Here is a 14,423-nt window from a genome sequence, read left to right on the forward strand (position 1 = left end):
GAGGCTGGATCGGAGCGCCGCAACGGCACGCCGGACGAGGACTTACAAGGTCCGCCCGATTATTTCCCAGCCCCCCGCGCAAGTCAAAAACGCATGCTCTTTCGTAAAAGCCTGATCCACGAGCTGTCCTGGGTAGCGATCGCGGTGTTCACCGTGATGCTGCTCCTGGTCATGACGACGCAGATCGTGCGGTTTCTCGGCCAGGCGGCGATCGGCGCCCTGGCGTCCGGTGCCGTCTGGGCGATGATGGGGTTCACCTCGATCCGCTATCTACCCATCCTATTCTCGCTGATGCTGTTCGCCGCCGTGCTGTCGGTGATGATGCGGTTGTGGCGCGACAACGAAATGGTGATCTGGTTTGCCAGCGGCCGATCGATCAAGAGCTTTATCCCGCCCATCCTTGAATTCGCCATTCCCATCGTGGTCCTGATCGCCGTGCTGGCGCTGTTCGTCTCGCCCTGGGCGATGAAGAAGGGCGACGAGTTCCGGCGGGAATCGATGTCGCGCCAGGAGGTCACCCAGGTGGCGCCCGGCGTATTTCGCGAATCGCGCGGCTCCGATCGGGTGTACTTCGTTGAGAACTTTGGCGACAACGCGGCGGGCAGCAATGTGTTCGTGCAGCTCAAGCGCGACAACAAGATCTCCGTCATCCTCGCCAAACGCGGCGGGCTGACCCTGGGTCCGGAAGGCGAGCGCTGGCTGTGGCTGGGCGATGGCCGTACCTATTCCAGCGTGCCCGGCACCCAGGAATACGAGGTGCTCAATTTCAAGAAAGCCAACCTGCTGGTCGAATCCAACGAGCGCACCGTGACCAGCACCTCCACCCGGGCCACGCAAAGCCAGGATTTATGGGGTAGCGACGAGTTGGAGCATCACGCCGAGCTCGCCTGGCGTATCGCGCTGCCTATCTCCGCGCTGATCCTCACGCTGGCGGCGCTGCCACTGGCGTTCTTCAATCCTCGGGGTGGACGGGCATTCAACCTGCTGTTCGCTGCCTTCCTCTACTTTTTCTATTACAACTGCATCAACCTGTTCCAGGTCTGGATCGCGACCGGCAAGATCCCGGTGTGGCTGGGCATGTGGCCGCTGCACGGCGCGGCGATCGCGCTCACCGTGTGGCTGTACCGCTGGCGTGGCCGGGTGAGGGCACGCTGATGAGTCTCTTGTCGCGCTATTTCTTCAAGGAGCTCACCGTCTTCGTGGTGTTCACGCTGGCGGGGCTGTTGGGGCTCTACACCTTCTTCGACCTGATCGCTGAACTGGCTGAGCTCGGCAAGGGCGGCTATCGCCTGCTCGACGCGGTGCTGTTCGTGCTGATGCGCGCGCCGGGCAATGCGTATGAATTGATGCCGATCGCGGTGCTGATCGGTGCCATTTTCGCGCTGGCGAGCCTATCCGGCCATTCCGAGCTCACCGTGATGCGGGCAGCGGGGGTGTCCGTACGCCGGCTGCTGGCTTGGCTGCTGCTCACCGGCGCCGTCTATGCGACGCTGACGGTGGCGCTGGGCGAGTTCGTCGTGCCGCAGGCCGAGCGCTGGGCGAACCAGCATCGTTTGTCCGCGACCAAGAAGATGCTGGTCGGCGAGTTCCGCTCCGGCGTCTGGGTCAAGGACGATAGGCAGATCGTCAATATCGGCGAGATGCTGCCCGACCTGACCATACTCGGCGTGCGGATCTATGAATTCGGCGACAAGCTCGAGCTGAGCCGCATCATCGAAAGCCAGACCGGCCGCCATGAAAACGGCCGCTGGCGCCTCGATACCGTGCGTGAAACACGGTTCGGCAAGGATCTGCAGGCGATCAATATGGTCACGCCGGCCACCCTCGAGTGGCGCACGGCGATCACGCCGGAAATGCTGGCGGTGCTGCTGGTGTCGCCCGATCAGATGTCGGCGCGCGCGCTTTACAGCTATATCGACCACCTGGAGCGCAACAAGCAGGAAACCGGCCGCTACCAGCTCGCGCTGTGGGGCAAGCTGTTCTACCCGCTGGCTTGTCTGTCGATGATGGTGATCGCGTTGCCATTCGCACAGGGGCAACGTCGCTCGGCGAATGTGGGCACGCAGCTCTTCATCGGTATTCTCGCCGGCCTGGCGTTCCACTTCCTCAATCGCGTCGTGGTGTTCCTCGGCCAGCTCAACCAATGGCCAGCGCCGCTAGTCGTGTCGATTCCGACGCTGCTGTTCATGGCGCTTGCCCTCGTGCTGCTTTGGCGGCAAGAACGTCGCTGAGTCCATTCCTGATCCTGGAGCGCGCAGTGCATATCCTGCTTACCGGCGGTGCCGGCTACATCGGCTCGCATACCTACGTCGAACTCGTCGCAGCCGGCTTCACACCGGTGATCTTTGACAACTACAGCAACGCCAAGCCCGAGGTGCTGGGCCGCCTCGAGCAGATCACCGGCAAGCCGGTGGCCTTCGTTCAAGGCGACATTCGCGACTGCGCCGCGCTCGACGCGCTGTTCCGCGAATACGCCTTTGCTGCCGTGGTGCACTTTGCCGGGCTCAAGGCCGTGGGCGAGTCGGTGGCCAAGCCCGTCGAGTACTACGACAACAACTTCGTCGGCACCGTGCGCCTCCTGGAGGCAATGGGCCAGGTGGGTGTGAAGCGGTTGGTGTTCTCGTCGTCGGCCACCGTCTACGGCGATCCGGCGTCGGTGCCGATCCGCGAGGATTTTCCGCTGTCGGCGACCAATCCCTACGGCCGCTCCAAGCTGATGATTGAGGACATGTTGCGCGATCTGTATCGCAGCGACGCCGGATGGGATATCGCCATTCTGCGTTACTTCAATCCGGCTGGCGCGCATCAAAGTGGGCTGATCGGCGAGGACCCACAAGGCATCCCGAACAATCTGCTGCCCTATGTGAGCCAGGTGGCCGTCGGCAAGCGCGTCGAGCTCTCGGTGTTCGGCGGCGATTACCCGACGCCCGACGGCACTGGCGTGCGCGACTACATCCACGTGGTCGATCTGGCGCGCGGCCACGTGAAGGCGCTGGAAAAACTCGCGATGCGCCCAGGCTGCTTCGCCGTCAATCTGGGCACTGGCCAGGGCTATTCGGTACTCGACATGGTCAAGGCCTTCGAGGTCGCCAGCGGGCGACCGGTACCGTATCGCATCGCTGAGCGCCGTGCTGGCGATGTGGCGAGCTGCTACGCCGATCCGGCCAAAGCGGCCCAGGTGCTGGGCTGGCAAGCCGAGCTCGATCTTGCTGCCATGTGCCGCGACAGCTGGCGCTGGCAGAGTGGCAATCCGGACGGTTACGACGACTGAAGAAACCCGGCGGCGCGTTGCCGCCGGTGATTCCCTCGCGGTGGGCGCTTCACGGCAGTAGGCGGACGCTCAGCGCTTGCAGGCCGACCTTTTGGCTCCAGCAGTCGTCGCCGGCCTGGTATTGATCGGTGCCGGAGCCAAGCGCGGCATTGCTGCGGATATGGCCAGTGGTGGGATTGCCGTCGTCGTACTGGGTATCCATGGCACACACGTAGCGCAGGTCGACATTGTTGCCGGCCACGCCGCCGATGGTGAGGTAGAGCGCGGTGGGCTGCGTATTGCTCGCCGAGCTTCCCAGCGCCACCGTCCAGTCGCCGCCAAAGGGGCTGCGTGCGTCGGAGGCGGACAGGATGTGGGTGTTGACGAGCAGCGGCATAAGGGTGGCGGCTTCAACGGCGGTGTAGCTGCCATTGGGTGCGGCGGTGCAATTGGCCGGTGCGGTGTCGGTCACCGGCACCGCGGCCACGCAGCCGTCTCCGGGGTAGCGGCCGTAGCGCTCGAAATAGATATTCATGCTGGCCAGCACCTTGTTGGAGCTGGCCTGAGCGCTCTTGATCTTGGCGCCATCGATCAGATCCTTGCCCTTGAAGGCGAGGCCGAGGATCAGGCCGATGATGACAAGGACGGTGGCAAGCTCCACCAGTGTGAAGCCAAGCTGGCCTGGGTGGCGGGAAGACATAAACCATCCTTTTCGACTCACATCGTCAGTTGTGTTTGTAGCTGCTGAGGGTTCCCGATTCCCCGACTTCGGGGGAAATCCGGGAAACGCGAGCCGAGTGCGTGCGCCAGCAGACGGGCCCGAATTCATCTTAGTGTCGTGATGCGCGCTGAAATTGAAAGCGTATTCAGTAAATTCATGACAAACGGATTGCCTTTGGCCTCAAGGTGGCTAACAAACCCGGCGCAACGGTTCCGGCAAGCCGTGTGAGCCTCCCGGAAAAGAGAGGCATCGGGCGGGCTTATCTTCGGTCGCCGGCCGTACCAGGTACGCAAGTGGGCACGACTCGCCGAGGATTTCATGCGCTGCTCCAGGGCCTGTTTATGCCGGCTTACAGCCCCGAATGCTGTTGCGAAAAGCGTGTGCACAGGTGCTAAGGATGCCGTCCTGATCTGAGCATCCATTCGTGTAAACGGTAGGTCGACAGCCAGCGGAACTGGTCGTCAAAACTGCCTTCGATCTCGCTGCCGGCGACGAAATCGTCGTCACCGTCGGTATTTTCCGCTTGCTCGCCGGCTGCCGCAGCCATGGTGCTGCCGTCGCGCGCATGGCCGCCCAAGCCATCAGCGCCGTAAGAGCCCAGCACCGCGACGGCGTCGGTGGTCATATTCGTTCCGCCGCCGGACTCCGCGACGGTGTAGGCGCCCGCGCTGCACCAGGTGAAGCTGACTCCGGTACCCGGCACCGGTGTGGGCGAGGCGCAGCTGGCTGTCGGCGCCGGCGTGGCGCCATCGCTATCGGCAAATCCGGGGCTCACCGCGTAGAGCCAGCGTCGGCCCCAGGCGTCGGTTTCGGGCACGCCCAGCAGCAACCAAGGCAGCGTGCCGTGTTCCCGGCTGCAATCTTCGTCGCCGGCGCCGCTGCCCACCCGTGCAGGGTCAGCAGGGCAGGGCAATCGCCCGCGCTGCAGTGCGTAGCCGAGCAATGCCGATTCGGCGGCATCGAGGCGGGTACGCGTTTCGCGTAGCCTTTCCGCCTGCCACTGCGCGCGCAAGGGGCCGAGCACGCCCGCAAGCAGCACGCCCAGCACCAAGAGGACCACGGCCATTTCCACCAGTGAGAAGCCGATGGCGGAGCGCGATGGCGCGCAGGGGTTGTTCATGGCGCAGGCATCGTGCAGGGACGGCTGGTGCCAGGTAGCCGCAATTCCTGCCAGGTGATGGCGAGCACCTGGTCGTTGACATCGGCGCCATCGCCAACCGGGCCGAGCACGAAGGGGCCAGTGGCAGCGGCGTTATTCACCGCATGGCCGCTCACGATGCTGGCATCGAGGTAGGCGGCGGCATCGAGCGGATTGCTACGGTCCTGGCCGGTGCGCACGGCACCAGGGGCCATGACCAGTGCGATGATGCAGCGCGCCGGCGCGGCATCGACGCGTCCACCCGCCGCGTCGCGCACGGTGAGCGTGAGGCAGGGGGCGGGCGGATCGTCGTCGTTGTCGCCGTATTCGTTGCGTATGGCATACCACAGCAGCTCGCCGCTGGCGTCGCGTAGCGGGGGCAAGGCGATCGTGCGCCAGGGCAGCCGACCCAGGCGTGGTGCGCCAGCCACGTTTTGCGCGCCGCTGCCAGCCGTACCCGGCGCATCGGTGTCGGGACGCGGCAATTCTCCGGCGACGACATTGCCGAGGATGGCGCCCGGTTGCGTGCAATGCAGTGTGGCCCAGGACAGCAGGGCGCGCTTGGCGGTAGCGAGCACGTCGGCATTGTGGGCACGGGCGCTGGCGGTCAGCCGGGCGCGCCAAGGCACGCCCAGCCATAGCGTGGCGAAGGTGAGCACCAGGATGAGTAGCAGCGCCAACAGCGCGGCACCGGTCAGTCGTTTCATGGTGGGTGCTCTTGCCATTGCTCTCCGACCCGCGTGCCCTGGGGGATGGATCGCGTGCCGGCCGGCTCGCCGTCGATAAAGCGGATCACCTGGCCGTTGCGGCGCAGCTCGCCATCGAAACGATGGCTGCGGGCAGGCGGTGCAGTCACAGTCGCCAGCGTCTTGCCGTTGTCGATCTCGCGCCGGGCCGGGGCGTCGAAGAACAAACGGCCCCAGTCGTCGGCATTCGCGCAAGGGGCGCAGACCAGCAGCAGCATGGCCAGGTGCCTCATGGCCTTGCCTCGCTGACCGGCGCGATGCTCAGCCAGTAGAGCGTGCAACGCACATCGAGGTCGGAGTGATCGCGGTCGCTCTGTCGCGCCCTCAGCGCAAGCTCGCAATCGTGCTCGACCGCGTAGCCGGGCAAGGTCTTGATCCGAGCCAGCGTGGCCTCGAACGCGGCTTCGTGCGCAGCGGTGAACTCCAGCGTCATGGCCGTGGCGTAGAGTTGCTGGCCGGCCACCGGCGTTGCGCCGGGAAACGGCTGACGGGGTGCGATGCGGTAACGCAGCGCTGCCTGTTGCAGACGCTCGATCCAGTCCGGCCGAGTGGCGGTATCCATCAGTCCGCGTCGGAGTAGCTCGGCATAACGCGCGCGGTAGGTCGTCCAAGTGTCGTAGGCTAAGGCGAGGCGAATCGCTTGCGAGTGGTAGGCCAGCAACTGCTCGCGCGCCGTGGCGTGCTTAACGCGGGCTTGGCGCAACTGCTCGTGGGCAAGCGCCGTGACCAGCAGCGCGAGCAGCAGCCCCGTGGCCAGCATCGCCAGTTCGCGCCAGAACAGATGCAGGTCCTGCCGGTTGGGCGTCATCATGGCGATGCCTGGGTTGCAAGATTGAACCGCAGCGCGAAGCCGGTCGCTTCATCGCTATTCTCGCCTGCCAGCGCGGCGGCTTCATCGAGTGCACCGGGTCGGTTTTGCGCGACGATGGTGGCCTGCATGTGTGCGGCAAGGCGTTGCTGGAGCACATCAAGTTCGCTGGCGGCAGCCCGGTAGGGCGGCACGACCCGTCCGGCGAGCTCAATGGCGGGTGGCGGTAGCGCATCGGCGGCTTCGGCCGGATCGATACGCCAGTGCACGCGCTCCAGCGCCAGATGGGAGAGCCCGTCGAGCTGCCGGCTGATCGCCTTCAGTTGCGGTACCAGGGCGGGCCAGTGGTTGAGATAGCGCTGGTCGAATTCGCGTACCGTGGCCATCCGCTCGGCCTGGGCCAGGTGGGGCCCTAGCGCGTGGCGCAGGCGGATGGCTTCGGCGTGTTGTGTTGCCGCGTCGCGCACACGCTGTTGCCGTGCGGCCGCGAGGCCGGCCGTTTCGAAATGCGCGTACGCGGCGTAGCCCAGTGCGGTGACGACGAGGCCCAGGGTGGCGAGGTTGCCCAAGCGCAACAGCCGTTGCAGCCGGTAGCGGTGGAGCTGGCTTTGATTGCCGTAGTGGCTGGCGAGGTTGGATGCCGCGAGCTGCGCGGCGAGCGCGGGGAGCAGCTCATGCTGCCCTGCCGTGAGCTGCCCGGGGTGCAATGTATCAGTGCGATAGCCGCCCTCGTCGTACAGCAGCGCTTGCAACGCACTGGCAGTGGCTGCGCCGTGCTCGCGGGCGAGCAGCGTGAGCTGCAAGGTGTCGTCGCGCGTGAGCTGCCTCTCGGCGATCAGGTGCTGGCGTGCCTGCCGCACTTCGCCGACGAGTCGAGTGGCCCACGCCTCTGGCGCCAGCTCGGTGTAGTCCCGGCCGTGGTCGCACAGGCGGGAGAAGCGCAGTTCGCCATTTAACTGAAAGCATTGGCGCAGGCCGCCGCCCGGGGCTGCGAACATCAGCAGCCGTGGTCCGGCAAGGCGGGGAGAGAGCTGCGCGACTAGTTGGGCGGTGGAGTAGATGCCGGTCACAATGGTGTGGCACCGGCCCAGCGCGGCCAGTAAAGCGTCGACGCTGCCGTGTTGTGGCAGCGCACACAGCAGCGTGGCGCGGCCGTCGGCGAGCGGTTGGGCGCGGCGGTATGGCGTATGGCGCCATTGCTCGGCCAGTCGCAGGCGGCTGCGGGCGAGTTGATGACGCCGCCGCAACCGATTGTGGCTATCGAGGACGAAGCCTTCGTCCGCCAGGTCGACCAGGACCACGCAACGCCTCGCGACATCGTCGCAGCGCAAGGCGTCGGGCGCAGTGAGCGCGAGCTGGCCCAAGCGATGCAGCGCGCCATGCTGCCAGCGCCAGTGGCTGATCGCGCCCGCCTCGACCAGAAACAGATCCAGCGCGCTCATCGCAGCTTGCCCAGCGTGTCGAAGATGGGCCCAAGCAAGGCCGACATCACCCAGAACAGCAAGGCGCCCAGCAGCACGGTCAGCGCTGGTTCGATCAGGGTCTGCAGCCGTGCCACCGATACACGCACGTCGCGGTGGTAGAAATAGGTGACGTTGGCCAGCGCGGTGTCGAGCGCACCCGATTGTTCGCCCACGCGCAGCATGCGCAGCACCAGGGGTGGGAACAGTGCTTCTCGCTCGAAGCTCGCGGCCACACCCTGACCATCGCGGATCTGGACCTGGATGCGATCGAGCGCGGCGGCGACGACGCGGTTCTGTACGACGTCGCGCGTGATCTGCAGTGCCTGCAGGATGGGCACACCGGCGGCGTACAACATGGCAAAACACTGGGCAAAGCGCGCCAGCACGATGCGATGGACGATGGGTCCGAAGAGCGGCATGCGCAGCCGTACACGGTCGGCGAAATCAGCTAGCCCCGCGTGGCGGCGTGCCATTGCGGGCACGGCGATCACCAAAAGGACCAGCGCCGCGAGCAGCGCCCATCCGTAATGCGTCACGAACTGCGACGTGGAGATCAGCAGCTGCGTGGAGAAAGGCAGCGCCTGGCCGGCGCCCTCGAGGAAGTCGACCATCTGCGGTACCAGATGCACCATCAGAAAGGCAATCACGCCCACGACCAGCACGCAGACAAAGGCGGGGTACGACACCAGCTTCTTGGTCTCGCTGGCAATCTCGTCCTGCCATTTCAGCGCCTCGGTCAGGTTGGCGAGCACAACCGGCAACTGGCCGCTCTCTTCGCCGGCCCGCACAAGGCTCACATAGACCGGATCGAACAACGCCGGATGCTGCGCCAGCGCTTCGGAAAAGCGCTTGCCGCCCTCCACGTCCTCCATGATGCGCACGATGGCCTGATGCAGCGCGGGCGAAGCCACCGCGTCACGTAGGTCGGCAAGACCACTGAGTAGCGGTACTCCGGCGCGACCCAGTTGTTCCAGGTGAAAGGTGAAGGCGATCAGGTCGCGCCGGCTCACGCGGCGCCAGCGGGTCCAGATGTTGTCTTGCAATGCGCGGCTGGCGATCAGCGACAGGCCCCGTGTACGCAGCCGGCGTTCCAGGTCGGCGGCGGTGGTGGCCTCCTCCACGCCGCGACGGATGCGCCCCTCGCTGTCCGCGGCTTGCCAGCGGTAATGCATCAGGGCCCCCGCTCGCTCAGATCGATTACGCGGGCGATCTCGTCCAGCGTGGTGATGCCGGCAACGACGAGCCGGCACGCATCGTCGATGAGCGCCGTAAAACCGCGCTCGCCGGCTGCAGCGAGCAGTGCATCGCGCGATGCGGCGGTTGCGACCAGCGCATCGAGCCCGGCATCGAGCCGCAGGATCTCGATCACCGAGGTACGGCCGTGGTAGCCCTGCTGCTCGCAGGCGGGGCAGCCACACGCACGGTACAGCGTGGGCGCCGGGGCATCCGTGGCGAACCCGAGCAACTGCCGCTCCCGCACGCCGGCCCGATAGGGGGTGCGGCACTGAACGCAGAGTAGCCGCACCAGTCGTTGCGCGACGATGCCGATGATGTTGCCGGCCATCACGTCGGCGCGCACACCGATGTCGGCCAGGCGCGGCAGCGCGCCGATCGCCGAGCTGGTATGCAGCGTGGCGTAGACCTGATGGCCGGTCATGGCCGCGCGAAATGCCATGTCGGCGGTTTCCTTGTCGCGGATCTCGCCGATCAGGATCACGTCCGGATCCTGGCGCAGCAGCGAGCGAATGCCGCTGGCGAAGTCCATCTTGACCACCTCGTTCAGCGAGGTCTGGCGGATCATGGGTATCGGGTACTCGACCGGATCCTCCAGCGTCATGATGTTGACCTGCTCGCTGTTGAGCTCGGCGAGAATGGAGTACAGCGTGGTGGTCTTGCCCGAACCGGTCGGGCCGGTGATCAGGATCAATCCTTCGGGGCGCGCCAGCATGCGGCGCAGCGTGGCCAGGTTGGGTGGCGTGAGCCCCAGCGCGGCGATGGGCAACAGGCCTTTCTTGCGATCGAGGATGCGCAGCACCAGGTTTTCGCCCCAGATCGTCGGTTGCGCCGCGACGCGGAAGTCGATGTTGCGCCCGGCCAGCACGCGCGAGATGCGGCCATCCTGCGGCGCGCGCGTCTCGGCGATGTTCATGTTGGCCATCACCTTGACCCGTACCACCATGGCGGGCCAGTAGCGCTTGTGTAGCACGCACACCTGACGCAGCACGCCGTCGATGCGGTAGCGGATGCGCACGAACCCGGCCTCCGGCTCCAGGTGGATGTCGGAGGCGCTGCGCGCAACGGCATCGGCCAACAACGCATCGATCAGTCGAACCACCGGCTGGCTGTATTCGTGGTTGCTGGTCAACGACTCGGCATCGACCTCGCCGGTTTCGATCTCGTTGAGGATGCCGTCGATCGACAGCGTATAGCCGTAGCATTGGTCGATCGCGGCCAGCAGGTCCGATTCGCTGGCGAGGCGCGTCACCAGCTGGCAGGCCATGGGCAACTGCTGGCGCACCTGATCGAGTGCAACCAGATTGCTGGGGCTGGCCATTGCCAGCGTCAGGCTCGCGCTCGCTTCATCCCAGGCAATGGGCAGCAGCAGCTGGCGGCGCGCCAGCGCCTGTGGCACCAGCGCCAGCGCGCGCGGATCGGCGATCAACTGCCCGAGTTCGATGCTGGTCTGGTCCAGGTTTTCTGACAGCGCATCGCGCAGCACGCTCTCGGAAACGAAGCCCAGCGACAGCAGCAATTTGCCCAGCGGCGCGTTGCTACGCTGCTGTTCCATCAGCGCGATGCGCAACTGGTCGTGGCCGAGATAGCCGCGCGCAACCAGCAGCTCGCCGAGCGGGCGCTTGTCCGGCGCGCTCACGGCGCGGCTCCGGCAAGCTCGGTGAGCCGCGCCTTCACCGTTGCGGCATCGAAGCGGCCGCTGCGCTGCCCGGCCAGTTCCAGCGCGCGGCGGTAATAAACGGTAGCGGGGCCGCTCTGCCCCAGCATGTCCAGGCTGACGGCAAGGTTGTAGACGTAATCGGGCTCGTCCGGATCGCGGCTACAGGCCTCAAAGTAGTACGCCTGGGCCTCACGCCAGCGACCGGCTGCAGCAAGCCGGTTGGCCAGCGCATAGGCGTGTGGCGCAGCGTGCTGCGCGCGCTGGCGCTGGGTGGCCTCGTCGACATCACTCTCGCCCTGCAACTGCGCCAGCGCGGCAATGGCATAGGCATTGCCGGGCTGCAGCGCCAACACCCGGCGATACAAGGAGGTGGCTGCGGTCGCGTCGCCGCGATCCTGCATCACTGCCGCCAGCCCGTTGAGGGCGTCTAGATTTCGTGCATCACGTGCCAGCGCTTGCCGGTATAGCGCTTCGGCCTCGGCGCTTCTGCCGTCCCGTTGCGCTTGCCAGGCTGCGAGCAAGGGCGCGGGGGCCGTAGCTGAAGCTTGGCCCCGGCTGATCGTCACAGCGGCCTCTGGCGCGATTCCGCCGGTCAGCAGCGACTGGCCCGGCTGCAGCCGAGGCGGGTTGTCTGGATGTGGCAAGGCCGGTTGTGGTAGGGGCGGGATGACGGTGGGCGTGGATACGGTGGCGGGCTGCGCTGTCGGCGCGGTGGCGGGTCTTTGCGTGGGCACCCTGGTTGGCTGCGGAATCGCTGCAAGCCGCGGTGGCATGGGCTGAAATGGCGTGGGCGAAAGCTGTAGCGTGATCCCGACACCCGCCAGCAGGCCGAGCAGCCCCGTCAGCAACAGGCCTAACCGGTTGCTGCGCCCCGATCGCGGTGTGAGTGGATGGGGGGTGTTAGACAGGGCGGGCTTGCCTGGGGCCGGCGCGGCCAAGGGCGAGGTCGCTGCTTCCGTCGCCGATTCGCCGGGCTTGGCGTCGCCTGGCGCTGCGAGCGGCTCCAGTCTCAGATTGTCGAGCGCGCGGCTCACTGGGCGCTCCCGCCCGTGGGGACGCTGCCGCCGTTGAATGCCGAGAGCGATTGATCGTCCTGCGCATCGAAGAAGTCCTCGCCTGGCAGCAGCTTGGCATAGTGATTGAGATCACCCCGTTGGATATCGGCCACCTCGACGATGCGCGGGCGCAGGAACACCACCAGTTCGATCTTGGACACCTTGTCGTCGCGATAGCTGAACAGATCGCCCACCAGCGGCAGCCGCGACACACCGGGCAGACCGGCGCGATGGGCATCGAGCGTGTCCTGGATCAGCCCGCCGAGCACGGCGACCTCGCCGCTGGCGATGCGCAAGGTGGAGTCGAACTCGCGCACCTGCAGCACCGGCACCAGGCTCTTCACTGGAACATTGGCATTGGCGGCGACGATGGCGACGGCGGGGTCCTCGACGTAGCCGCTGATATTGGTGATGGTGGGGCGCACATTGAGCAGGATCTGACCGCTGCCCGATATCTGCGGCACCACTTGCAGCACCAGCCCCACCGGCACCGTGTGCAAGGTGCTGTCGTACGTGCGGTTGGTGATCTCGCCGTCGGTGTTACGATCCTCCTCGATGTCGATCGTGAAGTAGACCTGCTCCTCGACCACTTTCATCAAGGACTATATGGAGCAAAAACAAACATATTTGCTCTTGAGGCAGTAGCAGCAGTGGTTTTTTATTGTTAACAGTAATAAATCGGCCAGCCTTCGTGCTGGCTGATTTCATTGAGATTCAAGGTCAGCGTGAGCTTTGCGCTGGCTGTACTGACCAGCCACAGCATCAGTTGAGAGATTCAGTTGAGGTGCCTTTGGCGAAACGCGCTATCTCGATTGAGACAAACTCAAGCAATTTTGCGATCTCGGCTGGGGCGGCCTGCGGCTCGACGTACGCGAAAACGAGCAGCGTGAGGGGGTGGCAGCCGATCGTTTCAGCGAGTTCTTCGATCTTCTCAAGTGTGGGCGACTTCAGTTCTCGCTCAAGGGCCGAGACATAGGTTCGGCTGCTTGTGCCACCGAAGGCTTCCTGGGTCAGGCCTGCGGCTTTCCGTACGCGATGTAGCCCACGTCCAAAGCGACTTTTGGGTGACATGTTCTCTGCTCTTAAAAGGCAGAAGAACACACCAGCGAACACTATAGGGCTACAATCTATAGTGTTCATTTTCGGCGGAGCGTGCCTCTCCGCAGCCTAACTAGGAGTCGGAATGAAGATTCCAGACGAGCAGAAGTGGCAAATCGTTCAACAGATCGAAGCTCGGGAAATAACTGCCCAGCAGGCAGCAGCCCAACTCGGCATTTCTAGGAATACCGTCTACCGGTGGCTAGACCAGTGGCGTTTGAAGCAAAGCCACTCCTCTGTGACCACCAAAGACATACTGCTGGCAGAGAACAGGCGGCTGAAGGCGGAATTGCTTCGGGTCACCGAAGAACGGGATATTCTCAAGAAAGCGGCACTGCTCTTCGCGCAGTAAAGCGCGTCGCGCAAGCGGAGTGAACCGCCCCGACTTCCGTGGAGGCTGGTTAGTCGATGGCTAGTCTTCCATACGATCTCGCTACTGGGGACACCACAGTGTTTGTGTTGTTTCTCGACTTTGATGGTGTGCTACATCCGATGTCTCCGTCCTCCTTCAATATGCTGCCTTTCGAGCTATTGCCACGGTTCGAGGCGGTGCTGCGCGACTATCCTTCCGTGAAGGTGGTGATCAGCAGTTCATGGCGCGAAATCATGCCCTGGGAGGAGTTGCTCGGGCTGTTTTCTGAAGATCTTCGGGACCGGCTGTTGGGCGCCACGCCTGTACTCGCTGCCTCCACCCCGTACCTAAGACAAGCTGAAATCGAGCTCTGGGTGCAGCAACACGCCACTGTCTCGGTGCCGTGGATCGCGATCGACGACATCCCAACGTTATTCGATCCAGCAAGTGAGAACGTGCTCTACTGCGATTCAGAGCGCGGGTTTGATGAAGCTGTAGAGCGGCAGCTTCGGCAGCGGTTGAACCGAGCTTTCGGCCGCTTGGACCGATAACAGGCGACACGATGAACGCTTGGCACTTCCCGCGACGACAGCTGGCCGAGCAACATCTCGCCGCCATGGTGGACGCTGGCATTACGCGTTTGGCGTTTCGGGGCCCGCAGGGGATTGGGAAGACCGAATATCTCACCCAGGACTTGCTGCCGGCCGCTGCGGAAAGAGGTTTGGCAACGTTGGCGTTTTCCTGTTCGGAGCATCCAGACCATCCTCACCAAGCGCTCATCGCGGCATTGGGGGCGGCACTTCTGGGCCAGAGCCACTCCCTCACTGGTGAGCTAGTCGAAATAGCGGGGCTGGGTGTGGCTGGCGCCGAACTGGACAGGGCTGTAAACGCTGAGCCTG

The 14,423-nt window shown here is 64.7% G+C and carries 15 protein-coding genes and 2 pseudogenes; 6 read left to right on the plus strand and 11 right to left on the minus strand.

Annotated features, from left to right (window positions below):
- Nucleotides 1–93: 93 nt before the first annotated feature.
- From lptF to galE, 3 genes are read left to right on the plus strand one after another with little or no spacing between them, the layout of a single operon-like run.
- Complete coding sequence (lptF, locus tag NLI84_RS17230; RefSeq protein ID WP_255992018.1) at nt 94–1,155, plus strand: LPS export ABC transporter permease LptF; 1,062 nt, start codon at nt 94–96, stop codon at nt 1,153–1,155.
- Nucleotides 1,116–2,231 (plus strand): LPS export ABC transporter permease LptG, encoded by a 1,116-nt coding sequence (gene lptG, locus NLI84_RS17235; protein ID WP_255992019.1) that lies wholly within the window; start codon nt 1,116–1,118, stop codon nt 2,229–2,231. The genes lptF and lptG overlap by 40 nt, the downstream gene beginning before the upstream one ends.
- Before the next feature lie 26 nt (nt 2,232–2,257).
- Nucleotides 2,258–3,271: a UDP-glucose 4-epimerase GalE gene (galE, locus tag NLI84_RS17240; protein WP_255992020.1), complete on the plus strand. Its 1,014-nt coding sequence runs from the start codon at nt 2,258–2,260 to the stop codon at nt 3,269–3,271.
- A gap of 49 nt (nt 3,272–3,320) precedes the next feature.
- Here galE and NLI84_RS17245 read toward each other — a convergent pair whose 3' ends face one another.
- The 11 genes from NLI84_RS17245 to NLI84_RS17295 all read right to left on the minus strand — a co-directional run bounded on the left by NLI84_RS17245 (nt 3,321) and on the right by NLI84_RS17295 (nt 13,145).
- Nucleotides 3,321–3,950 (minus strand): type II secretion system protein, encoded by a 630-nt coding sequence (locus tag NLI84_RS17245; protein WP_255992021.1) that lies wholly within the window; start codon nt 3,948–3,950, stop codon nt 3,321–3,323.
- A 412-nt stretch (nt 3,951–4,362) separates the two neighbouring features.
- Nucleotides 4,363–5,091, minus strand: a complete 729-nt coding sequence (locus NLI84_RS17250) for a prepilin-type N-terminal cleavage/methylation domain-containing protein (protein ID WP_255992022.1) — start codon at nt 5,089–5,091, stop codon at nt 4,363–4,365.
- Complete coding sequence (locus tag NLI84_RS17255) at nt 5,088–5,816, minus strand: hypothetical protein (RefSeq protein WP_255992023.1); 729 nt, start codon at nt 5,814–5,816, stop codon at nt 5,088–5,090. The genes NLI84_RS17250 and NLI84_RS17255 overlap by 4 nt, the downstream gene beginning before the upstream one ends.
- Nucleotides 5,813–6,088: a hypothetical protein gene (locus NLI84_RS17260; RefSeq protein WP_255992024.1), complete on the minus strand. Its 276-nt coding sequence runs from the start codon at nt 6,086–6,088 to the stop codon at nt 5,813–5,815. The genes NLI84_RS17255 and NLI84_RS17260 overlap by 4 nt, the downstream gene beginning before the upstream one ends.
- Nucleotides 6,085–6,666 (minus strand): hypothetical protein, encoded by a 582-nt coding sequence (locus NLI84_RS17265; protein WP_255992025.1) that lies wholly within the window; start codon nt 6,664–6,666, stop codon nt 6,085–6,087. The genes NLI84_RS17260 and NLI84_RS17265 overlap by 4 nt, the downstream gene beginning before the upstream one ends.
- Nucleotides 6,663–8,105 (minus strand): hypothetical protein, encoded by a 1,443-nt coding sequence (locus NLI84_RS17270; protein ID WP_255992026.1) that lies wholly within the window; start codon nt 8,103–8,105, stop codon nt 6,663–6,665. The genes NLI84_RS17265 and NLI84_RS17270 overlap by 4 nt, the downstream gene beginning before the upstream one ends.
- Nucleotides 8,102–9,298: a type II secretion system F family protein gene (locus NLI84_RS17275; protein ID WP_255992027.1), complete on the minus strand. Its 1,197-nt coding sequence runs from the start codon at nt 9,296–9,298 to the stop codon at nt 8,102–8,104. The genes NLI84_RS17270 and NLI84_RS17275 overlap by 4 nt, the downstream gene beginning before the upstream one ends.
- The gene (locus tag NLI84_RS17280; protein WP_255992028.1) at nt 9,298–10,998 is read right to left on the minus strand and encodes a GspE/PulE family protein; all 1,701 of its coding nucleotides are present in this window, start codon (nt 10,996–10,998) and stop codon (nt 9,298–9,300) included. The genes NLI84_RS17275 and NLI84_RS17280 overlap by 1 nt, the downstream gene beginning before the upstream one ends.
- Nucleotides 10,995–12,053: a tetratricopeptide repeat protein gene (locus NLI84_RS17285; RefSeq protein ID WP_255992029.1), complete on the minus strand. Its 1,059-nt coding sequence runs from the start codon at nt 12,051–12,053 to the stop codon at nt 10,995–10,997. Before NLI84_RS17285 ends, NLI84_RS17280 begins: the two co-directional genes overlap by 4 nt.
- A complete protein-coding gene (locus tag NLI84_RS17290; RefSeq protein ID WP_255992030.1) occupies nt 12,050–12,670 on the minus strand; it encodes a type II secretion system protein GspD in 621 nt (206 codons plus the stop codon). Before NLI84_RS17290 ends, NLI84_RS17285 begins: the two co-directional genes overlap by 4 nt.
- 166 nt (nt 12,671–12,836) lie before the next feature.
- Nucleotides 12,837–13,145 carry a helix-turn-helix domain-containing protein gene (locus NLI84_RS17295; protein WP_255992031.1) on the minus strand — a complete coding sequence of 103 codons (309 nt, stop codon included), beginning with the start codon at nt 13,143–13,145 and terminating at the stop codon, nt 12,837–12,839.
- A 112-nt stretch (nt 13,146–13,257) separates the two neighbouring features.
- Here NLI84_RS17295 and NLI84_RS17300 point away from each other — a divergent pair.
- The 3 genes and pseudogenes from NLI84_RS17300 to NLI84_RS17310 form a co-directional block, all read left to right on the plus strand.
- Nucleotides 13,258–13,518, plus strand: a pseudogene (locus NLI84_RS17300) (transposase); the annotation flags it as partial.
- A 110-nt stretch (nt 13,519–13,628) separates the two neighbouring features.
- Nucleotides 13,629–14,075, plus strand: a complete 447-nt coding sequence (locus NLI84_RS17305) for an HAD domain-containing protein (protein WP_255992034.1) — start codon at nt 13,629–13,631, stop codon at nt 14,073–14,075.
- 11 nt (nt 14,076–14,086) lie between these two features.
- Nucleotides 14,087–14,423, plus strand: a pseudogene (locus tag NLI84_RS17310) (hypothetical protein); the annotation flags it as partial.

This window comes from Chitinolyticbacter albus (assembly GCF_024437655.1).
In the GTDB taxonomy this organism is placed as follows: Bacteria; Pseudomonadota; Gammaproteobacteria; order Burkholderiales; family Chitinibacteraceae; genus Chitinolyticbacter; species Chitinolyticbacter albus.